Annotated in this window: 29 protein-coding genes and 1 pseudogene; 18 read left to right on the top strand and 12 right to left on the bottom strand. The window is 69.0% G+C overall.

The genetic code is table 11. The features are described from left to right. Window positions 1–28 precede the first annotated feature (28 nt). Both AC069H_RS18005 and AC069H_RS18000 read left to right on the top strand, forming a co-directional pair. Window positions 29–499: a carboxymuconolactone decarboxylase family protein gene (locus AC069H_RS18005; RefSeq protein ID WP_478233067.1), complete on the top strand. Its 471-nt coding sequence runs from the start codon at window positions 29–31 to the stop codon at window positions 497–499. After that, complete coding sequence (locus tag AC069H_RS18000) at window positions 496–930, top strand: ester cyclase (protein ID WP_478233066.1); 435 nt, start codon at window positions 496–498, stop codon at window positions 928–930. The genes AC069H_RS18005 and AC069H_RS18000 overlap by 4 nt, the downstream gene beginning before the upstream one ends. 3 nt (window positions 931–933) lie before the next feature. Here the strand turns inward: AC069H_RS18000 and sigJ are convergent, their stop codons facing one another. The 3 genes from sigJ to AC069H_RS17985 form a co-directional block, all read right to left on the bottom strand. Beyond that, window positions 934–1,854: an RNA polymerase sigma factor SigJ gene (sigJ, locus tag AC069H_RS17995; protein ID WP_478233065.1), complete on the bottom strand. Its 921-nt coding sequence runs from the start codon at window positions 1,852–1,854 to the stop codon at window positions 934–936. Window positions 1,855–2,050: 196 nt separating this feature from the next. Then, entirely contained in the window at window positions 2,051–2,626 is a 576-nt protein-coding gene (locus AC069H_RS17990; RefSeq protein ID WP_478233064.1) for an ankyrin repeat domain-containing protein, read from the bottom strand. A 146-nt stretch (window positions 2,627–2,772) separates the two neighbouring features. Further along, window positions 2,773–3,318: a GlcG/HbpS family heme-binding protein gene (locus tag AC069H_RS17985; protein WP_478233063.1), complete on the bottom strand. Its 546-nt coding sequence runs from the start codon at window positions 3,316–3,318 to the stop codon at window positions 2,773–2,775. Window positions 3,319–3,503: 185 nt separating this feature from the next. Between AC069H_RS17985 and AC069H_RS17980 the strand changes: the two genes are divergently transcribed. Then, window positions 3,504–4,673 carry a sensor histidine kinase gene (locus AC069H_RS17980; RefSeq protein WP_478227944.1) on the top strand — a complete coding sequence of 390 codons (1,170 nt, stop codon included), beginning with the start codon at window positions 3,504–3,506 and terminating at the stop codon, window positions 4,671–4,673. Further along, window positions 4,670–5,296 carry a response regulator gene (locus tag AC069H_RS17975; protein WP_478227943.1) on the top strand — a complete coding sequence of 209 codons (627 nt, stop codon included), beginning with the start codon at window positions 4,670–4,672 and terminating at the stop codon, window positions 5,294–5,296. Before AC069H_RS17980 ends, AC069H_RS17975 begins: the two co-directional genes overlap by 4 nt. A 157-nt stretch (window positions 5,297–5,453) precedes the next feature. On the opposite strand, the pseudogene AC069H_RS17970 reads toward AC069H_RS17975, so the two are convergent. Then, window positions 5,454–6,119, bottom strand: a pseudogene (locus AC069H_RS17970) (aldo/keto reductase); the annotation flags it as partial. 18 nt (window positions 6,120–6,137) lie between these two features. Between AC069H_RS17970 and AC069H_RS17965 the strand changes: the two are divergent. After that, window positions 6,138–6,323: a hypothetical protein gene (locus tag AC069H_RS17965; protein WP_478233062.1), complete on the top strand. Its 186-nt coding sequence runs from the start codon at window positions 6,138–6,140 to the stop codon at window positions 6,321–6,323. On the opposite strand, the gene AC069H_RS17960 is transcribed toward AC069H_RS17965, so the two are convergent. Both AC069H_RS17960 and AC069H_RS17955 read right to left on the bottom strand, forming a co-directional pair. Continuing rightward, window positions 6,289–7,365, bottom strand: coding sequence for a flavin-containing monooxygenase (locus AC069H_RS17960; RefSeq protein WP_478233061.1), 1,077 nt, complete (start codon window positions 7,363–7,365; stop codon window positions 6,289–6,291). The genes AC069H_RS17965 and AC069H_RS17960 overlap by 35 nt on opposite strands. Then, on the bottom strand, window positions 7,362–8,696 hold the full coding sequence (locus tag AC069H_RS17955) for an FAD-dependent oxidoreductase (protein ID WP_478233060.1): 1,335 nt from the start codon (window positions 8,694–8,696) through the stop codon (window positions 7,362–7,364). The genes AC069H_RS17960 and AC069H_RS17955 overlap by 4 nt, the downstream gene beginning before the upstream one ends. A gap of 101 nt (window positions 8,697–8,797) precedes the next feature. Between AC069H_RS17955 and AC069H_RS17950 the strand changes: the two genes are divergently transcribed. The 4 genes from AC069H_RS17950 to AC069H_RS17935 all read left to right on the top strand — a co-directional run bounded on the left by AC069H_RS17950 (window position 8,798) and on the right by AC069H_RS17935 (window position 11,327). Beyond that, window positions 8,798–9,541 carry a helix-turn-helix domain-containing GNAT family N-acetyltransferase gene (locus AC069H_RS17950; protein WP_478233059.1) on the top strand — a complete coding sequence of 248 codons (744 nt, stop codon included), beginning with the start codon at window positions 8,798–8,800 and terminating at the stop codon, window positions 9,539–9,541. A gap of 272 nt (window positions 9,542–9,813) precedes the next feature. Continuing rightward, window positions 9,814–10,182 (top strand): roadblock/LC7 domain-containing protein, encoded by a 369-nt coding sequence (locus AC069H_RS17945; RefSeq protein WP_219150733.1) that lies wholly within the window; start codon window positions 9,814–9,816, stop codon window positions 10,180–10,182. A 25-nt stretch (window positions 10,183–10,207) separates the two neighbouring features. Continuing rightward, the gene (locus AC069H_RS17940) at window positions 10,208–10,579 is read left to right on the top strand and encodes a hypothetical protein (protein WP_125681949.1); all 372 of its coding nucleotides are present in this window, start codon (window positions 10,208–10,210) and stop codon (window positions 10,577–10,579) included. Between the two features lie 22 nt (window positions 10,580–10,601). Beyond that, complete coding sequence (locus AC069H_RS17935; RefSeq protein ID WP_478233058.1) at window positions 10,602–11,327, top strand: hypothetical protein; 726 nt, start codon at window positions 10,602–10,604, stop codon at window positions 11,325–11,327. Between the two features lie 58 nt (window positions 11,328–11,385). Here the strand turns inward: AC069H_RS17935 and AC069H_RS17930 are convergent, their stop codons facing one another. Beyond that, the gene (locus AC069H_RS17930; protein ID WP_478233057.1) at window positions 11,386–12,510 is read right to left on the bottom strand and encodes a S1 family peptidase; all 1,125 of its coding nucleotides are present in this window, start codon (window positions 12,508–12,510) and stop codon (window positions 11,386–11,388) included. Between the two features lie 208 nt (window positions 12,511–12,718). Between AC069H_RS17930 and AC069H_RS17925 the strand changes: the two genes are divergently transcribed. From AC069H_RS17925 to AC069H_RS17905, 5 genes are read left to right on the top strand one after another with little or no spacing between them, the layout of a single operon-like run. After that, entirely contained in the window at window positions 12,719–14,368 is a 1,650-nt protein-coding gene (locus AC069H_RS17925; protein ID WP_478233056.1) for a fatty acyl-AMP ligase, read from the top strand. Next, the gene (locus tag AC069H_RS17920; protein WP_478233055.1) at window positions 14,361–14,624 is read left to right on the top strand and encodes an acyl carrier protein; all 264 of its coding nucleotides are present in this window, start codon (window positions 14,361–14,363) and stop codon (window positions 14,622–14,624) included. The genes AC069H_RS17925 and AC069H_RS17920 overlap by 8 nt, the downstream gene beginning before the upstream one ends. Window positions 14,625–14,629: 5 nt before the next feature. Beyond that, window positions 14,630–14,941, top strand: a complete 312-nt coding sequence (locus AC069H_RS17915) for a hypothetical protein (protein WP_340688142.1) — start codon at window positions 14,630–14,632, stop codon at window positions 14,939–14,941. Further along, complete coding sequence (locus AC069H_RS17910; protein WP_478233054.1) at window positions 14,941–17,904, top strand: WXG100 family type VII secretion target; 2,964 nt, start codon at window positions 14,941–14,943, stop codon at window positions 17,902–17,904. Before AC069H_RS17915 ends, AC069H_RS17910 begins: the two co-directional genes overlap by 1 nt. Window positions 17,905–17,924: 20 nt before the next feature. Continuing rightward, entirely contained in the window at window positions 17,925–18,323 is a 399-nt protein-coding gene (locus AC069H_RS17905; RefSeq protein ID WP_478233053.1) for a hypothetical protein, read from the top strand. Window positions 18,324–18,396: 73 nt separating this feature from the next. On the opposite strand, the gene AC069H_RS17900 is transcribed toward AC069H_RS17905, so the two are convergent. Further along, the gene (locus tag AC069H_RS17900) at window positions 18,397–19,011 is read right to left on the bottom strand and encodes an ABC transporter permease (protein WP_478233052.1); all 615 of its coding nucleotides are present in this window, start codon (window positions 19,009–19,011) and stop codon (window positions 18,397–18,399) included. A gap of 28 nt (window positions 19,012–19,039) precedes the next feature. Next, entirely contained in the window at window positions 19,040–19,951 is a 912-nt protein-coding gene (locus AC069H_RS17895) for an ABC transporter ATP-binding protein (protein WP_478233051.1), read from the bottom strand. 992 nt (window positions 19,952–20,943) lie between these two features. Between AC069H_RS17895 and AC069H_RS17890 the strand changes: the two genes are divergently transcribed. The 3 genes from AC069H_RS17890 (at window position 20,944) to AC069H_RS17880 (ending at window position 22,143) form a co-directional block, all read left to right on the top strand. After that, the gene (locus tag AC069H_RS17890) at window positions 20,944–21,171 is read left to right on the top strand and encodes an isocitrate/isopropylmalate family dehydrogenase (protein WP_478233050.1); all 228 of its coding nucleotides are present in this window, start codon (window positions 20,944–20,946) and stop codon (window positions 21,169–21,171) included. Between the two features lie 90 nt (window positions 21,172–21,261). Continuing rightward, window positions 21,262–21,603 (top strand): EthD domain-containing protein, encoded by a 342-nt coding sequence (locus AC069H_RS17885; protein ID WP_478233049.1) that lies wholly within the window; start codon window positions 21,262–21,264, stop codon window positions 21,601–21,603. Window positions 21,604–21,696: 93 nt separating this feature from the next. Then, the gene (locus AC069H_RS17880; protein WP_340688145.1) at window positions 21,697–22,143 is read left to right on the top strand and encodes an SRPBCC family protein; all 447 of its coding nucleotides are present in this window, start codon (window positions 21,697–21,699) and stop codon (window positions 22,141–22,143) included. Between the two features lie 17 nt (window positions 22,144–22,160). Here AC069H_RS17880 and AC069H_RS17875 read toward each other — a convergent pair whose 3' ends face one another. From AC069H_RS17875 to AC069H_RS17865, 3 genes are read right to left on the bottom strand one after another with little or no spacing between them, the layout of a single operon-like run. Continuing rightward, window positions 22,161–23,219, bottom strand: a complete 1,059-nt coding sequence (locus AC069H_RS17875; RefSeq protein ID WP_478233048.1) for an NAD-dependent epimerase/dehydratase family protein — start codon at window positions 23,217–23,219, stop codon at window positions 22,161–22,163. Further along, window positions 23,216–24,799, bottom strand: a complete 1,584-nt coding sequence (locus AC069H_RS17870) for a phytoene desaturase family protein (protein ID WP_478233047.1) — start codon at window positions 24,797–24,799, stop codon at window positions 23,216–23,218. Before AC069H_RS17870 ends, AC069H_RS17875 begins: the two co-directional genes overlap by 4 nt. Window positions 24,800–24,827: 28 nt before the next feature. Continuing rightward, window positions 24,828–25,655 (bottom strand): arylamine N-acetyltransferase family protein, encoded by an 828-nt coding sequence (locus AC069H_RS17865; RefSeq protein ID WP_478233046.1) that lies wholly within the window; start codon window positions 25,653–25,655, stop codon window positions 24,828–24,830. Window positions 25,656–25,730: 75 nt separating this feature from the next. On the opposite strand from AC069H_RS17865, the gene AC069H_RS17860 reads away from it, so the two are divergent. Continuing rightward, window positions 25,731–26,318, top strand: a complete 588-nt coding sequence (locus AC069H_RS17860) for a TetR/AcrR family transcriptional regulator (RefSeq protein WP_478233045.1) — start codon at window positions 25,731–25,733, stop codon at window positions 26,316–26,318. Window positions 26,319–26,321: the final 3 nt, after the last annotated feature.

The raw sequence follows: 26,321 nt of genomic DNA, 5'->3' as shown, positions 1-26,321 counted from the left end.
GAACACCACCAAGGCAAAGGAGATCGCGATGAACGCCAGGCTCGACTACTTCGGCAACAAGGTCGGCGGAAAGTTCATGAGGACCATCATCTCGGCGGGGAGGGGACTCGCCGATACACCGCTGTCGCTCACGATCCAGGAACTGGTCCGGATGCGCGCGAGCCAGATCAACGGATGCGCGGTGTGCCTGGACATCCACACCAAGGAAGCCGCCGCCGCGGGCGAAACGGATGTGCGGATCAACCTGGTCGCCGTGTGGCGGGAGGCGAACGTCTTCACCGAGGCCGAGCGTGCCGCGCTGGAGGTGACCGAACAGGCCTGCCGGATGGCCGACGGGGGCGGCGTCACCGATGAGGCGTGGGCGAACGCCGCCAAGCACTTCGACGAGGACCAGCTCGCCGCGCTGGTCGGGGTGATCTCGCTGATCAACGCCTTCAACCGGGTGAACGCCATCGTCCAGAACCCCGGCGGCGACTACCGGGTCGGCCAGTTCGCATGACCGCCACTGAGACAGCACGCAACCGGGCGGTGTTCGGCCGCTTTCACGACGCGACGAACAGCGGCAGCTACGACGTCATCGAGAAGACGATCGACGAGGTCGTCGCGCCGGACGTGGTGTTCCACGCGCCGGTGCCGTTGGAGACAACAGGGGCGCAGGCACTGAAACAGGTGTGGACGGTGCTGCTGCGCGCGTTCCCCGATCTGCGGGTCACGGCCGAGGACGTGCTCGCCGACGGCGACAAGATCGTCTGCCGGAACACCGTCACCGGTACCCACCGGGGCGAGTTCAGGGGGATGCCCGCCACCGGGAAGCCGGTTTCCTACAGCGAGATCTTCATCCTCCGCTTCGCCGGAGGGCGCGTCGCCGAGATCTGGGGTGTCGTCGACGTCCTCACCCAGCTGCGGCAACTCGGCGCCCTAGCGGCGTAGCGGTCAGGCGTCGGCCCACGGCCGGAGTTTCTCCGGGTTCCGCATCCCCCAGATGCGCTGGATGCGGTCGTCGGCGACGTGGAACGCGAAGACGGCGACGGTCCGCCCGGCCTGCTGGAGCACGAGGCCGGGCCGGCCGTTGACCTCCCGCTCCACCAGGTCGAGACCGGACGTCAGATGCGCCACCGAAATGAGATAGGACGCCACCTCCTCGCGCCCTTCGAACGGATGCAGCGCGGCCCTGACGACACCTCCGCCGTCACTGGCCGCCTTGACGTCCGGATCGAGGAGACCGATGAGGGCTTCGATGTCCTTGGCTTCCCACGCCTTCTTGAACTCCTTGACGAGGTCCGCCTGCCGGGCGATCGGGGCGGGCATGAGCCGCGTCGCGCGGATGCGGCGGCGGGCGGAGGTGGCCAGTTGACGGCAGGCCGCCGGGGTGCGGCCGACGATCTCCGCGACCTCGGCGAAGGGGTAGCGGAAGACGTCGTGCAGGACGAACGCGACCCGCTCGGCCGGTGTCAGCGACTCGAGCACGACGAGAAAGGCCATGTTGATCGACTCGTCGAGGGTGATCCGGTCAGCCGGATCGTCGGTGGGCGGACGCAGGGTCGTCCATTCGACATGCCCCGGCAAGGGTTCGGGGAGCCACTCGCCGACGTAGCGTTCCCGCCGTGCGCGGGCCGAGCCGAGGAGGTCCAGGCAGATGCGACCGGCGACGGTTGTCAGCCAGGCGCCGGGGGAGTCGATCGCTTCCCGCTGTGCCGGGGACAAGGCGTACCAGCGGGTATAGGTCTCCTGCACCACGTCCTCGGCCTCGGAAAGCGAGCCGACCAGGCGATACGCGAGCCCGATCAGCTGACGCCGTTCACTCACGATCGCCTTCAACGCCGGGTCGAGCGGGCCGTGCTTGCGTTCGTTCATGGGAATTCGCCCCCTGGGTCTCGTGCGCTGTCCCGGGTACGACGAGACACGGCCGCCGGATGTGAGGCCACCTCCGGCGGCGGTGGGCGGTCCGCGGTGACCGGGCGTTATGGGTGTGTGGAAATAGGGACATTCAACATCGGCACGACCACTTGGCCCGATAGCCCTTTGCCTTCACGGACTTCGTGAGTGGCGGTCAGCGTGCGCCCGCTTCGGTGAGGATCCGGGCGACGGCCGTCTGGCCTTTGGCCCGAGCGTGCGCGAGGGGAGTGACGCCCTGCTTGTCGGCGAGGTTCACGTCGGCCCCGGCGGCGGCGAGCGCCCGGACCACTTCCTGGTGACGCGGCCCGCCGTCGCCGAGGATGACCGCTTCCAGCAAGGCGGTCCAGCCGAGGTCGTTCACGTGGTCGACGTTGATCCCGCTGCCGGCCACCAACCGCACGTACACGGCGTGCCCGCGTTCGGAGGCGGGGATCAGCGAGACACCGCCGTACCGGTTGGTGATGGTCAGGTCCGGCTTGGCCTCGAGCAGCAGCTTCGCCATCGGGACGTTGCCGGTGACTCCGGTGACGAGCCACGGCGTGTCGTGCCGCCCGTCGAGCGCGTTCGGGTCGGCGCCCGCTTTGACGAGGACTTCGGCGACGTCGACGCGGTTCTCGGTGACGGCGACGAGCAACGGGGTCCGGCCGTGATCGTCACGGGTCTCCAGGTCGGCGCCCGCGTCGACAGCCTGCCGGACGCGGTTCACGTCGGCTTCGAAGAGTTGGCTCACGGGGACTCCTTGGCGGGGCGGCTGGGACGAGGCGGGCGGCGGGGCGGTGCTCGGCGCCGTCTGGGGTGGTGCGCTCGGTGCCTGCGGGGAGCAGGCACCGAGCACGAGGGCGGCGAGCAACGCCACGATCGCCCGCTCACCGATCATCAGCGAAGGTCCCCGATGGCGCGCAGCCCGGCCGTGGCGAAGCGCTCGTCGAGGTCGCCGCTGGGCGCGCCGCCGACACCGATCCCGGCGATCGGGCCGCCGTTCGCGGCGACCGGCACACCGCCGCCGAGGAAGAGCGTGCCGGGGATGTCGCGGATGGTCGGGCCGTCGCCCTGGGCGTTCTTGGCCAGCGCGGACGTGGGCTGTCCGAAGGAGACCGCGGTGAAGGCCTTGCGCTTGGCGGACTCTTCCGTCTGCGGCCCGGCGCCGTCGCCCTTGAGCAGCACACGCACGTCACCCGAGCGGTCAACCACGGCCACGGTGATCCGCTGGCCCTCCTTCTCGGCTGCGTCCAGCGTGGCCTGCGCGGCGCGGGTGGCGGCGTCGACGCTGAGCACGCTCGTCTGCACGACGGACTGCTGGGCGGGCGGCTGCGGCTTGTGGTCCTGTGCCTGCGCCGCGCCCACCCCGGTGGCCAGCGCGACGGTCGCGAGACCGGCCGTCATGCCGAGGATGAGACGAGTGCGGGGGAGCTTGGCGTTCATCGGATTTCCTTTGCGGTGAGGGGGTGTTGCTTTCCCCTACGACTTTCCCTGCCGGCGGGGCCCGGCGAATCGGGAGAGTGGACATCGATCGGACGTCGAGTGATCGGTAGGGGCATCAACCGAACGATTGATGCGGGGCACCCCGCCTCCCTGCTTACGATCAGCGGCGACGAAGGGAGGACCGGATGAAATCGCACCTCGGCGCGGCCACCCGGCTGACCGCCGCGATGCATGCCGGGTTCTTCCTGCTGCTCGCCGCGTCGGTGGCCAGGTTCGTCGCGGGGCACGGGTTGAGCGGCGCCACACCGTTGATCCTCGTGCTCACCGGCGCGCTCGCGCTGGTCTACGTGGCGGGTGTGCTGAGCTGGGAAATGCTCGACCGGTGGCGGCCGGTGTGGTTGACGGCGGTGATCGCGGTCTGGCTCGCACTGGTGGTGGCCGCGCCGAGTTTCGCCTGGTGCGCCGTACCGTTGTTCTTCGTCTGCCTGCAGATGCTGCGCCCGCGGATGATGATCGCGGTGGTGGTCCTGCTGACCGCCGCGACCATCCTGGCCCAGTTGAGGATCGCGAGCGGGTTCGATCCGAGCCTCGTGCTCGCGCCCATCGCGGTCGCGCTGATGGCCACGATGACCTTCCTGCAACTCGACGGGGACCGGAGGAAGCTGGGGGAAGCCGTCAAGGCACTCCTGGGTGCCAGGGTCGATCTCGCGCAGAGCCAGCGACTGGCCGGGATGATGCAGGAAAGGGAGCGGCTGGCGCGAGAGATCCATGACGCCCTCGCCCAGGGGATCTCGAGTACGCGGATGCTGCTGCAGGCGGCACAGCGGTCGTGGGACACGGACCCGGAACTGGCGAAAGGCCATGTGTCCCGCGCCGTCGAGGCGGCGGGGGACAACCTCGCCGAGGCGCGCCGGTTCGTCAAAGGCCTCGGGTCACCGCGGCTCGACGCCGGGGATCTCGTCGAGACGTTGAAGGATCTCGCCGAGCAGGTCATGTTCGCCGCCATGCACGCTGTGCGCTTCGAGACCAGCGGAGACCCCTATCCGCTGTCGCCCGAGGTGGAGGCAGGTCTGCTCCGGGTCGCGCAGGGCGCGCTGGCGAACGTCAGCGAGCACGCCAGGGCGACGAAGGCCGCCGTCACGCTGACTTACTTGGTGGACAAGGTCGTCCTCGACATCCGTGACGACGGTGTCGGCTTCGATCCGGCTTCGACTCGCGCGACCGGCGACCGGGGGAACGGGCTGCGGATGATCAGCGAGCGGCTCGCCGAACTCGGTGGTGAGATGGTCGTCGAGAGCGCGCCGGGAGAGGGCACCGCGCTCGCCGTCGCCGTGCCCACCAGGGAGGTTCGATGACCGTCCGGGTACTGATCGTCGACGATCATCCGGTGGTGCGGGCGGGAATAGCCGCGCTGCTGGCCGGCGAGCCCGGCTTCGAGGTGATCGGCGAATGCGCGGGGGCCGATGAGGCCGTGCTGTTCGCCAGCGCGGAGAAGCCGGACGTCGTGCTGATGGACCTGCAGCTCGGCGACGGCCCGGACGGCGTGAACGCCACCGAACGCCTGACCGCGCTGCCGGAGCCGCCGAAGGTACTGGTGCTCACCACCTACGACGCCGAGCTGGACATCACCAGGGCGGTGGCCGCCGGCGCCACCGGCTACCTGCTCAAGGCGGGGCCGCCCGAGGACCTCTTCAAGGGCATCCACGCGGCCGCGCGCGGTGAGACCGTGCTGGCACCTCAGGTCGCGGCCCGGCTCTTCGGGCACATGCGGGCACCGGCGCCCGCGTTGAGCCCCCGTGAGACCGAGATCGTGCAGTTGGTGGCGGAAGGGTTGATCAACCGGCAGATCGCCGCGCGGCTGTTCATCTCCGAAGCCACGGTGAAGACACACCTGGTCCACATCTACGACAAACTCGGCGTCGACAGCCGTGCCGGTGCGGTGGCCGTCGCCACGGAACGGAGGATCATCCGCAACTGAAGGCGTCGCTCCGGGTTCGCGTCCGAAAGGCCGGCGCAAATCGGCTCGAACCCGCGGTCTGGTTCGGACCTTTCCGGCTGGCAGGGCATCGGTACAGGGGGTCGTGAGTGGAAAGTGTCGTTAGAACGTCACTTGTCACTCACGACCACGGTGAGGGTCAGCGGCGCGGTTCGATCGTCATGTCGCCACGGGTCAGCGCGAGGGTCGTTTCGCGGGACAGCATCTCGTGCGGGAATCCGAGATCGATCGCGCTGGCCTCGTCGAGGCGGGCCAGTTGCGAGCCGGTGAATTCGACCTCCAGCGCGCCGAGGTTGTCCTCCAGCTGGGCGGGTGTGCGGGCGCCGATGATCGGTGCCGTCACGCCCGGGTTCAGCAGGGTCCAGGCCAGCCTGATCTGGGCGGGGCTGCGGCCGAGCTCCGCGGCGACCTCCTTCACCACGTCCACGATCGCGAGATTGCGTTCGGTGAGCGTGCCCAAGGCGAAGTTGAGGTTCTTGCGGGTGCCGTCTTCGGACGGCACCGCGGTCACGTCGTCCCTGTTGTACTTCCCGGTGAGCAGGCCGCCCGCCAGCGGTGACCAGGGGACCACGCCCAGCCCCATCTCGCGTGCCATGGGGATCAGGTCGCGTTCCCCGGTGCGCTCGATCAGGTTGTACTCGATCTGCAGCGCGACCAGCGGTGACCAGCCGCGCAGGTCGGCGATCGCCTGCATCCGCGAAACCTCCCAGGCCGGCGCGTTGGAGATCGCCACGTACAGGAGCTTGCCCTGCCGGACCAGATCGTCCATCCCGCGTAGGATCTCCTCGACCGGCGTCGTGAAATCCATCTCGCGTCGTTGCGGTTGCGTACCACCCGCGGTCGCATCCCCACCGAAGGCACCCGCGTGGTGGCCGAGCCACGGTTGCACCTTCTCGGGTACGGCGACTGGGCCGGTCCCGCCTCGGCCACGCTCATCGGCGTCGGCATGACCGCCCGGGCCGCGGTCGCCGACCTCACAGCCAGGTTGGTGACCGGCGGCGACCCGTAGGCCTGACCAGAAGGCGTTTGGTCACGTACCGCGCGTCGCGTCCGACACCGCGCAGGGTGGCGGAGGCGAAGCTGCGCTGCCATTCCAGGCCGACGAAGGCCAACCCGTGGTGGGTGGTGGACAGGCCGCGATCGTGCAGCGGCCGTCCATCGGAGTCCAGCGCGCCGAATCCGTCCAGATAGGACAGTCCGGGTCGGAATCCGGTGGCGAGCAGGATGGTGTCGACGTTTTCGCGGGTTCCGTCCGGCCAGCGCACACCGTCGCCGTCGATGGTGGTGAACATGCGCCTCTGATCCGGTTCTCCGTCGAGAATCGCGGCTTTGTAGCCGCCGGGGTCGTTGACAGGTGAGGTGAGTGGTTCTTTCAGCACATGGCCGATCGGCAGGCGGTCGAACCCGACGGCGGCGGACCAGAAGTGCACGTCCTTCCCGAAGGGGCGCTGCGGCGCGAACTTGATCGGTGCCCGGGTGGCGAGGGTGACCCTGGCGTGGCCGGCGAGCTCGGTGGCGATCTGGACGGCGGAGTTGCCCGCGCCGACCACGATGACACGCTGCCCGGCGAACGGGGCGGGATCGCGGTAGTCGCTGCTGTGCAGGACTTGGCCGGTGAAGCCGTCCAGCCCCGGCAGAGCGGGAAGACGGGGCCGCGAGAAGCCGCCGGACGCGGCGATGACCACGGGCGCGGACAGGGCGGCTCCTCCGGCCGTGTGCACGGTGAACACGCCGCCCTCGTGGGTGACGGCGGAGACGCGGTGTCCGGTGCGGATGTCGGTGCCGAGGCGGTCGGCGTAGCGGCGGAGATAACCGACGACTTCGTCGCGGTGCGGGTAGTGCTCGGGATCGCCGGGGAAGGGCAGGCCGGGGAGGCTGCTGTAGCGGGCGGGGGAGAAGAGGGTCAGCGAGTCGTAGTAGCGGGGCCATGAGCCGACCGGTTCGGTGCCGGCCTCGAGGATCACCGGTTTCGAGCCGCGGGTGCGCAGGGCGTGGGCGGCGGCGAGACCGGCCTGGCCGCCGCCCACGATGATCGCGTCGTGCGCGGTCATGAGGTCCTTCCCCGTTGAGGTGCCGCCGCCAGGGGCAGGACTTCCGCGCAGCAGCCGGCCGATGCCGTGTCTTCGGGCTCGTCGAACAGACCGGCGCCACCGCACACACCCGTTTCGGCCATCCGGAGTTCGACGCGAGCGGCCGCCTCGTGGTCCCCGGCGAGCTCCGCGGCGATGCTGCGCACCTGTTCGTACCCGGTCATGGCCAGGAACGTCGGCGCACGGCCGTAGCTCTTCATGCCCGCCAGGAAGAAGTCCTTCTCCGGGTGAGCGAGTTCCTTCGCGCCATGCGGGTACACGGTCCCGCAGGAATGCACGTTCGGATCGATCAGCGGCGCGAGCGCGACCGGCGCCTGCAGGGTCGGGTCCAGGTCCAGGCGGATTTCCGAGAGCAGGCCCAGATCGGGGCGGAATCCCGACAGCGTCACCACTTCGTCGACCCGGTCGAGGCGCTGCCCGGCGGAGGAGATCAGGCTCAATCGCCCGTCTCCGTCGCGTTCGACCGTCTCGGTGCGGAATCCGGTCAGGACGGTGATCAGCCCGGATTCCACCGCCGCCCGCGCACGCAGGCCGAGAGCACCCCGAGCGGGGAGCTGGTCCGCGTCGCCGCCGCCGAAGGTGTTGCCGACCGAACCGCGGCGCAGCACCCAGCTGATCCGCGTGTCCGCGGACTCCTTCGCCAGACCGGACAACGCGACCAGCGCGGTCAGCGCGGAGTGTCCGCTTCCCGCGACCACCACGTGCTTGCCCGCGTACCGTGCCCGCACCGCCGGGTCGCCCAGATCCGGGACGCGGTAGCCGATCCGGTCTACCGCCGCTCGTTCGCCGATGGCGGGAAGTCCTTCCCCGCCAAGAGGATTCGGGGTCGGCCATGTTCCGGAGGCGTCGATCACCGCCTGTGCCGCGATCCGTTCCTCCGTGCCGTCGGCGGTACGGACGTGCACGGTGAACGGCTCGTCGTCGCGGCCGCTGTCCACGACACGGTCCCGGCCGCGGCGCGCCACGCCGACCACCTCGGCGCCGAACCGGACCCGGTCGCCGAGTGCGGACGCCAGCGGGCGCAGGTAGGACTCCGCCCATTCCGAACCTGTCGGGTACGTGTCGGCGGCAGGGCCGGACCAGCCGATCGCCGCCAGAAGCCGCCCGGCCGCCGGAGCGACGAGCTCGGACCAAGGCGAGAAAAGCCGGACATGATTCCACTCCGCCACCGCGGCACCCGCGTGCGTGCCGCGTTCCAGCACCAACGGCTCGAGGCCCCGTTCGGCGAGTTCGGCGGCCGCCGCCAACCCGACCGGCCCAGCTCCGACGACCACCACAGGCAACTCGTTCATCCCCGCACCTTTCATCGATCTGGCTCGATTGAACCGACGCGGAGGACTGTATCGACAGACATCGATTGACGCAACCATCGATGTTGGTCGATACTGGGTGCATGACCACTGGCGTCCTGCCCGAAAGCGAAGCCGCGACGTACGCCGGCTGGTTCGCCTGCCTGGCTGAGCCGATGCGGGTGAAACTGCTGCACGCGGTCGCGACGTCGTCCGGCGGCCTCACCGTCGGCGCCCTGACCGAAATCCTCGGAACGAGTCAATCCACGTGCTCGCACCACGTCCGGAAACTCGCCGAAGTCGGTTTCCTGCACCTGCGGAAAGAGGGCACCGCCACGGTCGTCACGATCAACCAGGCCTGCTGCAGCGGGCTCCCGCACGCGGCCGACGCCGTCATGGGCCTGCTCGCCCCACGGCCCTGCTGTCCGGACAACGTGCCCGATGACGTCGTCGTCCGGCCGGCGGTCGGCGGCGAAAGGCTCGACGCGGACTGGCTGCCGGGGCACTGCTGGGTCGCCGAGGTCGATGGCGAAGTCGTCGGCTGGAGCGCGGCGACCCCGGTCTCGGGTCGCGATGGTCATCGAGGCGTCGCCGAAACCTCTGTCCACGTCGTCGAAGGTCACCGCGGTCGCGGGGTGGGCAAGGCCCTGATCCACAAACAGGTCACGGAGGCCGATGCCGCCGGGATCCGGACTTTGCAGACCTCGGTCCTCACCGACGACCGTGCCGGGATCGCGTTGCATCGCAGCGCCGGCTATCGCACGGTCGGCATCCGCGAACGCATCGTCGAGCGTGACGGCGTCTGGTGCGACACCGTTTTCCTGGAACGCCGCAGCTCCGTCGACTGAAGTCCGCCCGTTGTCGCTGATCGCCCATTTCGAAGTCGTCGGGTAGTCGCGGACCGTGCCGGTATCAGGTGTCGCCGGTGCGAATGTTCCGGCGACCTGCTGCGTACACGGAAAGTGCTTGAGCCGATCGCGTGATGCCGATACCCAGTTTCTTGGACGCGTAGGTCGCGGCGGACTTCGGTGGTACGGTCCATCGCGGTCGAGAACCTCGTCGAGTGATCATTGCCTCGTGTCATTCAGTGATGGGCCTTCGGAAAAAGAGAGTATGAGTAGTGGATTTCGACGCACTGATCGCCGAATTGCGAAACCTGCGGGACAACGTCACCGGGGTGACCGACACGGTGATAGCCGCGGTCGACGGAATACCGATAGTCGCCGACGCGGCGAAGAACATCGACCCCGCGGAGGTCTCCGCGCTGGCCGCCGCGAATCTCGGGATCGCGCGCCAGGCGGCCGAGGTGACCGGGAAGGGGACACTCCGGCAGACCGTGGTGTTCAGCAGCGACGGCTACATGGCCGTCTACGCCATCGACCGGATGGCGCTCATGGTGATCATGGGAGACCGGCAGCTGAATGTCGGCCGGCTTCTTTTCGAATGCCGCCCTGTCATCGACCGGATCAGCTCGATATTGGCCGCATAGCAGCCAGACGAAGAAAGTGAGTTCGATGAACATCGAAAACGCGCTGAAGGAATCCATGTCGATCGCCGGAGCGGTCGGTGTCGCGCTGGTCGATTACGAGAGCGGGATGTCGCTCGGCACGAGCGGGGGCGGTGATTGGCTCAACCTGGAGGTCGCGGCCGCGGGCAACACCGATGTCGTCAGGTCGAAGATGCGGGTCATGTCCGCGCTGTCGCTCAACGACAGCATCGAGGACATCCTCATCACGTTGCATCGCCAATACCATCTGATCCGGCTGCTGGATTCCATGAACGCCAGGAGCTCCCTTTTCCTGTACCTGGTGCTGGACCGGGATCAGGCGAATCTCGCGCTGGCTCGGCACTACCTCAAGCGTATCGAGGCGGAACTGCAGGTCTGAACAGGAACGGAGGAAGCCGGCGATGACCGGAGTCGCGTCCAGTCACCACGTGCTCGTCGCCGGCTCGGCGCTCATGGGCGGTCTCGGTCCGTTGTTCCCGGCGGGGTTGAAGCTCATCGGCGATCGGCTCGAATTGGTGCTCGCCCTGCCGGGCGGCGGCACCGACCGCCACGCCACGGATTCCGCACCGTCGGACCATCCGTTCGTCGCGGTGAAGGAGCGGATCCGGCTCAGTGCCGGCACCGGCATACCGCCACCGCGGTTCTTTCTCGACACCACCAACAGGTGGACGCGGTTGCACGTGGAGCTCACCGGACTCGCGGTGCGGGCGGTGATCGTGCTGCCGGACGAGCTTACGGCCGGGTCACTCAACGCACCGTATCTCGGGTGCTGGCAGCATCAGGTTCCCGGATCCGTGCGGCTCGCGATGGACGAGATCGCGCGGATCCTCGCCCGGTGCCGCCATCGGGCCGGCGGACCGGAACCACTGATCGACCTGGAGCTGGACTATGTGCCGGACCGGGATTTCGAGGCCGTGTTCGCGCGAGCCCATGGTCCGGTCAGGCCGTTCATCGCCCCCGTCCGTCCCGCGTTCAAGATGCGCTGGCACGCGGTGACACCCGCGCAGCGCAAGGCTTTCGCCGTCGATTTGATCGATGTGACGACCGCGGGCCGGTGGCTTCGACGCAAGCCGACCGCGAGGATCATGGGACTCGAAGTGGAACTACCGCCGAGGCCTTGGCGCTAGCCCCGGATGGTGGTGAGCGGCGATCCGGGGCGGCCCCGGATCGCCGCTCACGATCGTGTCAGGCGGTGACGAGGGACAAGCCGTAGTTCTGCAGGATCTCGTTCACCGGCTGGAACCAGGTCTCACCGCCGGAGCCGCAGTTGCCCCAGCCGCCGGAGGTGACTCCCTGCGCTTGGTCACCGGTGATGAAGGAGCCGCCGGAGTCGCCGGGTTCCGCGCAGACGTTGGTGCGGGTCATCTGGTGCACCGCGCCCTGCGAGTAGTTGACCGTCTCGTTGTGCCCCAGCACGGTGCCGCAGTGCCAGTGCGTCGTCGAACCGGACCGGCACACCGAGGTGCCGACCGGCGCGACCCACGAGCCGCGGACGAGCGCGTCGCTGACGGTGCCCCAGCCGAGGACGACCGGCGCGGTCCACCAGCCGTTGCCGATCCGGATGAAGGCGTAGTCGTTGCCGGGGAAGGAAGAACCGGCGAAGTTGCCCATCGCCGAGCCGTCCCAGCCGACGACGGAGCTGCCGGTGCCGCCACAGTGGCCGGCGCTGACGAAACCGCCGTGGACGGAGAATCCGATGGAGCAGCGGGTGTTCCCGTTGATGTAGTACGGGTCGCCGCCGACGGTGCCCGCCGCGAACGGCTCGGCCTTGGGCGCGGTGACCACCGTGACCGGACCGGATTTCCTCGCCCTGGCGAGGAAGTCGTCGACGTCGGAACCGTGCCCGCCCGGCCGCACCGCGACCATGACGCTGCCGCTGCGCGGGTCGGCGCGCCAGCCGCTGACGGCGGCGGGAGCGGGCTTGGTCTTGGCCGACATGTCGATTTCGGCCTTGGCCGCGTCGAGCCGGGCCGCGCTGATCGCGACCGCGGTGGGCTCGGCGCCTGCCTGCCGGACGGCGGAAGCGGCGGCGGGGTCGGTCACGCCGACGACGAGTTTGCCGCGCGCCGGATCGAACCAGGCGCCGCCGAACGCCGCACCGGCGGCCTGCTGGGCGACGGGCATCACCCGCGACGCGGTCATCTCCTGGGTGAGCCTGGTCGAGGCCTGCGCGGCGGTGAGCCCCAGATCCCGCTGCATGGCGGCGAGCAATCCGGGGGAAGCCTGCGCGACCGGGGCGAGGGCGGCGGATGTGAGACTCGCGGTCAGTACGGCGGCGCCACCGACTGCCAGGGCGATTCTTCGACGCATGGTCTAGTCCTCCAAGGCCGGGGGAAAGAAACACACTGCCCGCCGAGTGTGCGGCCGTGGTCCGGGAAAGAGCGAGGAATGTCCGGTCTTCTGTCCGGAATTCACAAGAGCGAATTCCGGCGGACCGGGTCGGGAATCGTCTACTTAGGACGAACAGCGGCACGGGCCCTCCGAGCGCCCTCGCATGCGTTCCAGTACGTTGCCGGATATGACCGCGTCGCCGGAGGAAGTGCCGGAGCAGGTGCTGCGCACCTCGATCGTGGAGCGGTTGTTCGCTCGTGAAGCCGACTCGCGCCCGCTGTTCACGCACCAGGACCACAGTGCCGGTGTGGACAGCACCGTCACCTGGACGGAGTTCGTCTCACGCGTGCGAGTGGTCGCGGGCGCGCTGCGCCTGGTCGCCCGGCCGGGTGATCGCGTCGCCGTGCTCACCGGCCAGGACCTGAATTACCCCTTGGCGTTCTTCGGAGCGCTCGCCGCCGGGCTCGTCGCCGTGCCGTTGATGGCACCGGGCAGTCCTTCCCAGCGAGCCAGGCTCACCGGCGTGCTGGAGGACAGTGGCGCACGGGTGTGGCTGACCTCGTCGGCCGCCGCCGCGAAAGTACGCGAAGCGGGCACGCCGGACCACCTGATCGTGGTCGACGAACTTTCCGGACCTCCGGCCGATCCGGTTCCGGTCGCACCGGAAAGCCCCGCCTATCTGCAGTACACGTCCGGGTCGACACGGGAGCCCGCCGGCGCCGTGATCCCGCACCGGGCGGTCGCCGCCGCCTGCTGGCAGGCGAGCCGGGCCTACGCCGTCGACGAGGGCACGACCTGCGCCGGCTGGATCCCGTTCTTCCACGACATGGGCCTGATCCAGCTGCTGTGCCTGCCGGTCCACGCGGGGGCGCGATCGGTGTTCATGTCGCCCGCCGAATTCGTGCACCGTCCGGTGAGATGGCTGCGTCAGCTCGCCGATCACCCGGCCGTGTTCACCGCAGCGCCGAACTTCGCGTTCGACCTGGCCGTCGATGCGGCCGGAGAAGTGGGAGACGACCTCGACCTCTCCGATGTCCGGGTCGCGCTGAACGGCGCCGAGCCGGTGCGGCCGGACACGGTCGCGCGCTTCCTGGCGACCTTCGGCCCGCGTGGATTCCGTGCCGAGGCACACCGTCCGTCGTATGGCCTTGCCGAGGCCACCGTGTACGTCGCGAGCGCGGGCGCGGAAGGACCGCGTAGCGCGGTGTTCGACCGCGAAGCCCTCGCGCAGGGCCAGGCGATCGAGGTGCCGGAAGGTCAGGAACTCGTCTCGGTCGGCCGTCCGCTCGGCCAACGGGTCCGGATCGTCCGGGACGGAGTGGTGCGGCCCGACGGCCTGGCCGGGGAGATCTGGATCCACGGGCCGAACGTCGCGGCGGGGTACTGGGGCCGTGGCGACGCCGCCGCGTTCGGCGGCGAACTCGACGGCGTCGGCGGCTGGCTGCGCACCGGCGACCTCGGCGTGGTCCATCGCGGAGACCTCTACATCACCGGAAGGCTCAAGGATCTCATCGTCATCGACGGCCGCAACTTCCACCCGCAGGACATCGAGGCGGTGGCGGGCGAGGCGCATCCGGCGATCCGCCGCGACCGCGTCGCCGCGTTCGGTGTCACGGACGAAAGGGGAGAAGGGGCGATGTTGGTGGCCGAATGGGCAAAGAACGCCGAAGCGGATGTCAAAGAAGTGACGAGAGTGGTATTGCGCGCGGTTTCCCGCGAACATGATCTGACGTTGCGATCGGTACGTCTGGTTCCTTCCGGTGACCTTCCGCGCACTTCCAGTGGCAAGGTCGCGCGGGCCGCGGCGAGGGCGCGTTATAGTCGGCCCCGTGGGTGATCACCGCGCGGAGGTCGTGAAGGTCGTCAGTGAGACTTTTCGGCTTGATCCCGCCGAAATCGAGTCCGACGCGCCGCTCGAAGAGCTGGGTATCGACTCCAGGGGACGGATAAGACTCCTGTCGGCGCTGGAGGTCTACCACGACGTGAGGATTGATCTGGACCAGCTGGACCGGTTCACCGACATCGGGTCGGTGGCCGAAGTGCTCGCAGAGGCACTCGGCGGTAAGGCCGACGGTTCCGACGAAAGGCGCTGAAAAGAATGAGCGGGGGCTTCACCGCGGCGACCGATGCGCTTTCATCGGCATCGAAGAACATCGGAAAGCTGACGGAACAGTTGCTCGAAGACAACCCGGATCTGTCGAGCACACCGGTGAACGCGGCAGGCTTCGGCCAGGCGCACGGCGACCACGCGAAGAAGTACACCGACGGGGTGGCGGCGTTGTGGGCGTCGGTCCAGGGGTACAGCACCACGCTCGGCTCGTTCGGCACGAACCTCGGTACCGCCGCCACCGCCTACGGCACCAACGAGGACGAGCAGAAGGACAAGATCACCAAGACGGGGATGCGCTAGTGGCCGACAAAACCACCTGGACCGACGTCAAAGCCGTTCTCGACGACCCGGCCGTTCCCTCCGAGCAGAAGACCAAGCTCATCGGCTCGTGGATGCGGACGCATCCGGCGCCCCCGCCGTGGTCGGCGGACCAGGAGCCGGAGGAGATCAAGCAGAAGCGCAAGGAAGCCGAGAAGTACGCGGAGTCCTACAACGCCATCCCGTTTCTGGCCTCGGACGACGTCGACAAGATCTACGGCGAAGCGAAGAAGGCCGGAGATCAGGCCAGCTTCACCCAGAACGAAGAGACGAAGGCCGTCGACGAGGGCGGCAAGAAGCTGGACGGCGCAAAGGAACCCACCGCGGAGGGCGCCGGGACCAAGACGTCGGACGAGATCTTCGACGCCGCCGCGCCCGCGCTCAAGGTCTTCCAGACCTTCGGCTCGCTGCTGGCGAAGGTCCCGGAAGACTGCCGTGGAACCTCTCGCGCGCTCGATTTCGAGAAGGACATCAAGAAGCCGTTCGACGAGCAGCGCGGGATCAGTTTCAAGAACTTCGTCGACGACGCCGCCCACTTCAAGACCGGTTCGAAGACCGTGCAGAAGGCCATCGACGACACCGGCTCCCAGCTGAACACCCTCTACGGGACCTGGACCGGGAAGGCCGCGGACGCCTCGTCGGAGAACTACAACGAGAAGATCCTCCCCAAGGCCAAAAAGCTCTCCGAGACGCTGAACAACGCGAGCGAAGCGACACTGCACACCACCGCCACGGTGTTCAAACTGTGCAAGGGCAAGGCCGACACGGTCGTCGACCTCTACAAGGAGGTCGTCGGCAAAGCGGACTTCGCGATGGCGCAGAAGGTCATCGCCATCGCCGCCGGCGAGAAGAGCGGCAAGGAGGACCTCGGCGCGATCGCGGGCTGGATGGACGTCAACTTCGGCTCCAACCTGGTCCAGCAGCTGAACAACGACGGCTGCTGCGACGACGACGAGTTCAAGAAGGCGGGCCAGGACCTCGCCAAGCAGTGGATCCAGAACCAGTTCATCCCCGAGATGTGGACCATCATCTACGAGGGATTCGCCAAGTCCTGCAAGGAAACCAAGGATTTCGTCAACCAGGCCTACGACGAGCTCGACAAGGTCATGGGCAAGGTCAAGAACGAGTTCGAGGGCGCCGGTGACAAGGGCGGCGCGGGTGGAGCCGGCGGTACGGGCGGCGGGCCCGGCGGCGGTCAGGGCCCGGACTTCACCGGTGGCCAGGGCGGTCCGGGTGGCGGCCCTGGCGGCTCGGGAACCGGCGGACCCGGTGGCGGCCCCGGCGATGGACCGGGTGGTTCGGGCAAGGGCCCCGACTTCACCGGCGGCACCGGCGGTGGGCCGGGCGGCGGTCCCGAGGGCGGCTCTGGCGGCGGTCCCGGTGGCGGTCCCGGCGCGGGTGGTCCGGGTCCGGGCGGCGGTGGTACCGGTCCGACGGGCGATGTCAAACCCCCGCCGGTCCCGGACGTGAAGATTCCCGAGAGCGGTTCCGGATCGCAGGGTGGTTCCGGCGGTGGCCCCGGTGGCGGCCTCGGCGGTGGTCCGGACGCGAACAAGGACCAGACGTCACCCTCGGGTTCGACTCCGCCGCCGTCGAACGGCGACGAGCAGAAGGCCGCGGCCGAAGAGGCGAAGAAACAGGCCGCCGCGGCGGCGGAGAACGCGAAGAAGCAGGCGTCCGAAGCGTTGGGCAAGCTGGGCGACGGTCCGGCCGGGTCCGACCTCGGCGGTTCCGGGGGCTCTGGGCCGGGCGGTTCGGGCCCGGGCGGCGGCCCCGGTGGCAGTGGCAACACGGACGCCGCGGCCGAAGCCAAGGCGGCGGCCGAAAAGGCCGGTGAAGAGGCGAAGAAGCAGGCTTCCGACGCGCTGAACAAGCTCGGCGACGCCCCCGGCGGCATGGGCGACACCGACGCGAAGGACGGCGACTCGAAGGACGGCGAGAAGGCCGCCGACGAGGCGAAGAAGAAGGCGTCGGACGCCTTGGACAAGCTCGGTGACGAGCTTTCCGGCGAAGACAAGCTGACCGGTGACAAACCCGGTGAGGACGGCGACAAGGCCGAAGACGGCGAACGCGAGACTCTCAAGGTCAAGCAGGGCGACACGACCTTCGAGATGACCGAGCCGGACAAAGACGGCGAGATGGAGATCAAGGTCGGGGACGGTTCCGGGCCCGCCAAGGACTTCAAGCTCGACTGGACCGGCGAGGGTGACGAGTCCAAGCTGGGGTCCACGCCGGATTCGGACGACGGGAAACCGGACAAGGACGGCGTCCATCGTCCCGGGCCGGACGGCAAGATCCACATCCAGGACGGCGATGTGAAGATCACCGCCGAACGCCCCGACGGTCCGTCCGGGCCGACGGTCGTCACCGTCGACGACGGCACCGGCAAGCCGACCACGTACACCCTCGGCGAGGACAAGCCCGCCACGGACAAGGCAGCGCACCCCGCGACGCCCGTCACCGGGACGGCGCAGCCCGACTCCAAGCCGGCGTTCACCCCGCACCACGGTGGCGGCGGAACCGTCCCCGACGGGATCGGCGTCCCCGCCGGTGACATCAGCGGCGGTGGCGGTGGTGGTTTCGGTGGCGGTGGTGGTGCCTCGGCGCCGTCGATGCCCTTCGAAACCGCGAGCCCCGCGACAGGCCAGTCGCTCAGCGAAGGCCTGCACACCGGCGGCGGTGGGACACAGCAGCCGCAGCCCGTGGCTTCGGGTGCCCCGTCCGCTCCGATGGGCAGCCCGTCGGGGCAGTCGTTCGGCGGCGGCGCGATGCCGCCGATGGGCATGGGCGCCGGCGGAGGTGGCGGCCAGGGCGGAGACCAGGAACGGACCAACCGCGCGTACCGGATCGAGGGCGAGGTGTTCGACCAGGTCAACGAACCCACCGGCCGGATCACCGGTTCGTTGCTGGACGATGAGGATCAGTCGGTCACCCGCAAGCGGTGAGCCGGGGCAGGGGAGAACAGATGAGCGCCGATGACACCGCCACCATGAAGGCGACCCTGGACGGTCTGGTCCGCGAGCAGTCGGAGCGCCGGGCGCTGCGGGACAAACGCGCCGACGAGATCAAGGCGAGCTCGCAGGAGTTCATGACCAAGCAGGTCCAGACCGCTCAGCGTTACGTCGAGCACCGGCGGGAGCTGGGGCAGCGCAAGACGAAGTCCGGTTGGAGCACCGACCGGTCGCACGCGCAGCCGGGGGCGGCGTCACCGTTCGAAGACGACCCTGTGGACATGGCGGCTCCGTTCGCTTCGGAGCCGCCTGCCCGCACGGGGCGGGACACGCCCCGGCGCGCTCCCCGCGCACGCCCGGCACCGGCGGACGACGAGGACGACGCCTTCCTCAACAACCGCTGGCGCGACTGAACTTCCCGTCAGACGACCAGGCCGAGCGCCCCCGCAGCGCTCGGCCTGCGGGAATCCGGCTGATTCAGGCGTCTCACCGTCCGATGACGGCCAGCCCGGCCCAGATCGCCGCTGTCACCCACAAGGCCATCACGAACAGCGCGCCCACCGCGGACAACTGGGATTCCGTGCCGGCGAGCTGGCCCGCGAGTTCTGAAGGCATGACCGCGGCGATCCTCTCGTCCCAGGGCGCGGGTACCAGCATCCGTGGTGCCATCGGGAGAGCGAAGAGCAGGACGGCCATGGTGACCAGTGTTCCGGCGGTCGATCTGATCATCGTGGCCAGGCCGAGCGCGATCAGGGTGATCACCATCATGAGCAGGCCATCGGCCAGCACCACCGGAAGTCCGGTGTCCACAGTGGTCAGTGAGCCGATCGGCCGGTCGCCGATCACCATCCTGCTCACGAAGAATGTCGCCACGGCGACGACCGCGCCCTTGGCCAGCAGAAGTTTCCGTCGCACGGGCACCGCGACCAGACTGGTGCGGATCATCCCGGTGGCGTACTCGGATGTCGCGGTGAGAATTCCGAACGCCATCAGGCACAGTCGCACGACGGTGAGGACGGATGTCCCGTCACCGAGACCGCCAAAATGCGCGCGTTGGTCCGGGGTGGCCGAATCCCAGGCGCCCGCGGAGATCAAGGCCATCAGGCCGCCGACGAAGCGATGACGTCGATCACGAGATCGTCGTTCCGGCGCGGTATTCGGTGCTGTCGTCGGTGAGCTTGAGGTAGGCGTCTTCGAGGGAGTCGCTGCGCGGCGTGAGCTCGTGCACGGCGATGCGGTGCCGCACGGCGATGTCGCCGATGGTCACGGCATCGATGCCTTGTGCGGTAAGGCTTCCGTCGGGTCGGCGAGTGACGGTCGCGCCCGCGGACCGCAGCAGGCCCGCCAGTTCGGTTTCGTTCGGCGTGCGCACCAGCACGTCGCGCTGAAACCTTTCGGCGAGCTCGACGATCGAGCACTCCGCGATCAGCCTGCCCCGCCCGATGACCACGATGCGGTCCGCGGTCAGCTCCATCTCGCTCATGAGGTGACTGGAGACGAGAACGGTCCTGCCTTCGGCCGCCAGCGAGCGCATGAGATCGCGGATCCACCGGATGCCTTCCGGGTCGAGACCGTTGCCCGGTTCGTCGAAAAGGAGGATCCCGGGATCACCGAGCAGGGCCGCGGCGATCCCGAGCCGCTGCTTCATGCCGAGCGAGAACCCGCCGATCCGTTTACGCGCCACGGCGGTGAGACCGACCTGGTCCAGCACCGTGTGCACTCGGGTCCTGCGGATGCCGTTGCTGCGGGCCAGACAGTGAAGGTGGTCGAAGGCGCCGCGCCCGCCGTGGACGGCGCCCGCGTCGAGCAGCGCGCCGACGTGATGCAGTGGGCGATCGATGGCGGCGTATCTCCTGCCGTTGATCAACGCTTCGCCGGACGTAGGAGTGTCCAGGCCGAGAACGGCCCGCATGGTGGTGGACTTGCCCGCGCCGTTGGGGCCGAGGAAACCGGTCACGTACCCTGGTTCGACCCGGAACGACAGGTCGTCCACGGCGACCGTCGGGCCGTAGCGCTTGGTCAATTTCCTGAGCTCGATCATGACGCTAATGCTGGCCCGGCGGCACGACCGGCGAATCGGACCGTGGGCCCAAAACGCCGCTCACCCCACGGTCGTACCGGCTCGGCGAGACCCGACCCGGGGATGACCACAGAACCGGCTGATAGGCGCAGCCTCTCAACGCGGTGGCGACCGGGTCGTGGCCGTACCGGCCAGGCCCGGGGTCCACTGGAGTCATGACCGGCTACCGCATCGCGCTCACCTTGGCGACGGCATCGGCGCCGAGGTGCTGCCGCCCGCCTGGGCAGTGCTCGCCGCCGTCGGCAGACGGAACGGATCTGTAGAGGGGTAAGGCAAACGTGGTGTGCCGGAGTTGGCGGCAGGAGCGGACTCGCCGAAGAGATACCTTTCTGATTGTCCATAAGGGACGTTTCCGGTGTCATTGTCCGAGTTGAGCGATTTGTGTGGTGTGGCGAGGGGTCGTGAGTGGCAATGAGGGTTCGAACCCAATGCCACGTAGCTTGAGTTGATCTTGGATGGGGGCCTTGATCGTAAGCGGTGAGGATTGCCGCAGGTCACGCGCTCGGTTGCCCTGGCCGACAGGAGCCGACCGCGCCCCTGGGTGTCCACAAAGGACACTTTTCGCTGTCTCTGATTGATGCCCGGGTGGGCGATTTCACGAGGGGGTCGTGAGTGGCGTTTCGGGTTAGAACCCGAAACGCCACTCACGACCTTCACCCCACCCGTCAACCTCGCCCAAGATCAACTTAAGCTACGTGACATCGGGTTATTTGAGGGGTAGGGCAAACGTGTCGGGTGCGGTGGGCGGCCCGCTCATGGCCGCCTTCGATCGTGCCGCGAAAGCCACGTCGACGGCGTAGCGAAGGGCCCCTTCCCTACCTTCAGGGTAGGCAAGGAGGCCTTCACCGCCGCCTGGGTCGATCACTTCAGCTGACGTCGCGAAAGTGGCTTTCGCGACACGCCACATTTGACTTACCCCTCAATAATTCCCTACGACTCCTTCGACTGGTCCTGTGAGCGCGGCCGCGAGCATCAGTGTCGCTCCGGCGGCGAACCTCCACCTGGACAGGGAATTCCCGTCGATGTTCCAGCCGGTGCGCGGCTGGGCGCCCGACATCGCCGGGCGGGGCGAGGTCAACCCGCTCGGCACCTCGTGGTCCGCTGCGATGATGCTCGACCACGTGGGACACCCCGAAGCGAGCGGAGAGCCGCTGAACGGCCAGTACCGTCGATCTCGGTGAGCGGCCGACACCGCCGGATACACGCGTGCGGTGCTGGACCGGGTGGGCGGTGTGGTGAACTGATCGGCACCGATGAAGGGAGTGCCTGCAGTGATCACCACCATCGCCCTGCTCAAGGCCCGTGATGGCCTCAGCCGGTCCGAGTTCGTCGAGTACTACGAGAACCATCACGTCCCGCTCGTCCTCGGCCTCGCACCCGCGCCGGCCCTCTATGCCCGCAATTACCTGCCGGAGGCCGGAGCACGCGGGTTTCCCGCCGACTTCGACGTGATCACACACATGAAGTTCGCCGATGAGGCCACCCGTCGCGCCTGGCTGGCTCTCGTGCTCGCCGAGGATTCCGGGGTCGCCGAGGACGAAGCCCGGTTCCTCGATCGATCCCGGACCCGGTCGTGGACGGTCGAGGAACACTCCAGTGCGTGGGTGGGATAGCGGCGTGCGGGTTTGCCCTTGTCGCCGCAGGGTATCCGGTTCGGGTGAGGCGAGCCGGAACGAGCCGGCCGGGTATTCAGGGCGGATGGGTTCATGGTCGACGTGAAGATGACGGTAGACACTTCTCCCGAGCGCGTGTTCGAGGTGCTCGCCGACGGCTGGACCTACGCGGCCTGGGTCGTGGGGGCCTCCCACATCCGTGACGTCGACAAGGGCTGGCCGGCGCGGGGAACGCGGATCCACCACTGCGTCGGCTCTTGGCCCCTCCTGCTCGACGACGTCACCAAGGTGCACGCCGTCGACCCGCCGAGGCTGCTCGAACTCGAGGCGCGGGCCTGGCCTTTCGGTACCGCGCGGATCCGGTTGGAACTGCGGGAAACCGCGTCGGCGACCACGGAGATCCTGATGTCCGAGCAGGCGACCCGCGGGCCTGGCCGCGTGCTGCCGGAGGCCGCGCAGGCGCTCTTCCTGGTGCCGAGGAACCGGGAATCCCTGCGACGTCTCGCGGATCTCGCCAAGGGGCGCGAAGCCGCCGATTGAGACGGACGTTCAGCCGCTCAACCGCCGGACTGATCCTGATGGCTCGGCCGCCCGAGCCGTACCCGGTCGCGCGGCGGGTCGAGGGGGTGGCTGTCGCCCCGTCGCCCGGCGCGGATGGCGGCGAGCAGTTCGCTGATCGTGGCCGCCGCGTCGTGCCGAGGCCGCCAGCCGAGTTCCTCCCGTGCGCGCCGAGTGTTCACAAGGGACGCTCGGTCGGCGAGCCGCAGCCAGGACGGATGCAGTGGTTGCAGGCCCAGCCGCCAGCTCGGCCAGGCCAGTCCGGTCAGCAGCCTCAACGGTACGGGAACCCGGAACCCGCCTGCCAGCGCCGCGAGGTCGCGGCTGTCGAGGACGGGCTCGCCGGCGAGGTTGAACGCACCGGTCGCACGGCGGTCGAGGATCGCCCGGATCGCTTGTGCCACATCGTCGGAGTGCACCACCTGCATCCGCAGCCCCGGCCACAACGGCACCGGCAGCCCTTTGCCGCCCAGCGGTAACGGTGGCGCCAGCGGGCCGAGCAGCCACCCCGAGAACTCGGCCGCGGCGTCCGGCTGCACGACACCGCACGGACGGATCCGCGCCACCCCGATCCCCGGGTGATCACGGCAGAATTCGTCCAATTTGGACTCGAAGGCCGCTTTTCCGGCGCTGTAGGCGCTTTCGGGGAGCCCGCCGCAGGGCCATTCCTCATCCACCTCGTCCCACCGGTCGGCCGGTGTGTAGGCGGCGACCGACGACGCGCACACGATGTGGTTCACGCCGGCGTCGGCGGCCGCGCGCAGGACGTTCGCGCTGCCCGCGATGTTGGTCCGGCGCATCGCCGGATCGTCGGCGCGCGGATGGATCGCCCAGGCGAGGTGCACCACGGCGTCGGCGCCGTCGAAGATCTCGGTCAACCGCGGCCAGGCGTCGTTCGCGCCGATGTCCTGCTGGACCCAGCGGGCCGACGAGTAGGGCGCGGCCGTCGTGTCGGGGCGGCGGCGTGCCACTCCGAGCACGTCGGGCTCGTCTCCGGCCAGCGCCCGGAGCAGGGCGGTCCCGATGTTCCCGCTCGCGCCGGTGACGACGATCTTCATCGATAGACGGCGCGGTGCGCGGCACGCACTGTCGCGCGGTAGACGGAACCGGCCCAGCCGTCCCGGGCGAGGGCCGCCCTGGCGGCGTTCGATCCGGGTGCGCCGTGCACCGCGCCACCGGGATGCGCCGACGCCGACGCCAGGAAGAGCCGGTCGATCGGGGTGTCGGCCCGGCCGAGACCGGGGACGGGCCGGAAGAAGAGCTGTTGCTGGATGGCCGCGGTCCCGGCGTTGATCGAACCTTCCACCAGGCTGTGGTTCCCTTCCTCCAGTTCGGCGGGCCCGGCGATCGCCCGGCCCGCGATCAGGCCGCGGAAACCGGGTGCGTGCCTCTCGATGACCTCTTCCATCCGGTCCGCGTGGCGGCGCAACCGGGAAGCGGACCAGATCTCGCCCCTCGGCACATGCGTGTAGGCCCAGGCCGATTCGGTCCCGGCGGGGGAGCGGGTCGGGTCCGCGGTGGTCATCTGCCCGAGCAACAGGAACGGGTCGCCGGGCACTCGCCCGCAGGCGAGGTCGTTGGCGATCCCGGCGAGGCCGTCGAGATCCGCTCCGATGTGGACGGTCCCAGCCTCGCCGACTTCGGCGGCGCTCCACGGGATGGGCGAGGACAAGGCCCAGTCCACCTTGATGGTGGCGTCGTCCCAGACGAACCGGTCCAGATCGGACACCAGCCGCGAGGGAAGGTGCCCGGCGCCGACCAGATCCCGGTAGAGCACCGGAGCGGGGACGTCGGCGAGCACCGCCCGGCGGGCACGCACCCGTCGGCCGTCCTTGTCCCGGACACCCACCGCACGGCCGCCCGACAGCGTCACTTCGGTGACCGGCGTGCCACAGACGATCTCTCCGCCCTTGGCGGACAGCCGGTTTACCAGCGCGTCGGTCAGACAGCCGGCCCCGCCTTCCGGGACCGGGAATCCTACGTCCTGACCGAGCATGGTCAGCAGCCAGCCGAAGACACCGCTCCCGGCCTGGTCCGGGCCGAGGTCGGTGTGCATGGCGTTGCCCGCGAGCAGCAGACGGGCGCCCTCGCCGTCGAACTTCTCCTTGCCGAGACCACGGGCGGTCAAGGTCAGCATCCTCGCCAGCCGGAGCGATTCCGCCGTGCCGAGCGTCTTGACCAGCCGTGCCCCCGGCCGCACCGGCGGAAAGGGGCGCACGATCGCGTCGAGCAGCGGTTCGCGCAGACGCCGCCAGTTCGCGTATTCGGCCCGCAGCCTGTCCGCGTCCCGTTTGTCGAACTCCGCCACGGAACGCGCGGTGCGGTCAAGGTCACGGGACTGCAGGACGTACCGGTCGTCGGGCAGCACATGCGCCAGCACCGCCGGGGCGTGCCGCCACCGCAGGCCGTGGTCTTCGAGATCCAGCCCGGCGAGCACCGGTGACGCCGCACCGAGCGGGTAGAAAGCGCTGTAGACGTCGTTGCGGAAACCGGGAGCGGTGAGTTCCTCGGTCCGTACCGCGCCACCGGGCTTGGCAGTGGCCTCGATGACCAGTGTCTCCCAGCCGGCGTCGGCCAGGAGATTGGCCGCGACCAGGCCGTTCGGCCCCGATCCGATCACCACGGCGTCGACTTCCATGATCAGGGCATACCCCGGACAGGCGGGTTCAACCCCTGTCGTCCGACTTCGCCTGGATGGCCAGCCACGCCTCGTGCTGCTCTTCGGTCTTGGCCCAGAGGGCCGCCAGTTCCCCGGCGCCGATGTTCTCCACCGGGATACGGAACTCCCGCAGCGTCTCGGCGAACTCGTCGAGAGAGGACAGCGTGCGGCGTTCGCCGTCGCCGCGTCTGACCGTGCGCGCGCGAAGTGCCAGCTCGCGTCCGTCACGATGATGTTGAGCCATGAGCACCCTGGCGAACGGGGACTCCGGCGACCTGATCTCGTCCCGTTCGGCGAATTCGGTGACCTCGCGGGGCACGGTGCGGAAGTCGCAGGAGTCGACCGTGCCACCGGGATGGTGGTGCATCCGCCAGGTCTCGTCATCGAGGCGCTCGATCCGGAACGGCAGTTGTCCTTGCCGATACGTGCCTTCCCGCACCGGAAGGGGTTCGAGGAACGCGTCTCCGATCCCGGTGTCGGCGAGCCAGGTCTCGCCGTCGACGTCGACCAGCAGGGCGATGTGGTTGCCCCATTGGCCTTCGCCGCGAGTCGAGCGCAGGACGGCGGCTTCCACGACGGTCACCTCGAATCCGGCCGCCCGCAGCAAAAGGGCGAGCGCGCCGTTCATCTCATAGCAGAGCCCGCCCCGCCGACGGCGCGTGAACTTGTCGATCAACGCTTCCGGGTCGAGCAGGATCGTCTTGCCGAGCTGGAGGTCGAGGTTCTCGTAGGGCACTCGCAGCCGCCACGCGCGGTGCAGGTTCCGGAGCGTGGCCGGATCCGGCCGGACGGGCTCACGGTACTCCAGCCGGTCGAGGAACGCGTCGAGGATCATGCGGCTCTCCTTGGATAGAGGGACTCTAAAATTAGAGTAGCTTTAATTTTGATGTCGATCCAGTACGCTCGCGTCATGACCGAGCCGGTGGGTTTGCGGGAACGGAAGAAATGGCGCACCCGGAAGGTGTTGATCGAGACGGCGTACCGGCTCTTCGAACGGCAGGGCTACGACCGGACGACCACCGCCGAGATCGCCGCGGCCGCCGAGGTGTCCACCGCGACGTTCTTCAACCACTTCGCGACGAAGGAAGACCTGGTCCTCACCGGCGACGGCGAGCACATCCTGCGCGTGGGACTGGACGTGCTCGCCGCGCGAGAGGCGGGCGAGACACCTGCAACGCTTCTGCGGCGCGCGATGCTCGGGATGCTCGCCGAGGCGGGCGCTGGGCTCCGCGATCCGGCCGCCGCGCCCGAGCGGATCCGGCTGGACCTGATCACGTCGGTGCCGTCGTTGCGCGCGACGATGCTGCAGCGGGCCTTCGACGCTCAGGAGCGGCTTTCGGCCGCGCTGTGCCAAGCCTGCGAGATCGACGAGCTCGACGCCGCGGCGCTGGTCGGCTCGGCCACCGGGGCGGTCTTCGCCGCCGGGCGAACGGCCCTCCGCCTCGGGACTCCGCTCGACGAGGCGATGCGGCGGGCGATCGAGCTCGCGACGGCCTGACCG

The sequence above is a fragment of the Amycolatopsis sp. NPDC043887 genome, from assembly GCF_056435665.1.
This window is presented reverse-complemented; position numbering and strand designations above follow the sequence as displayed.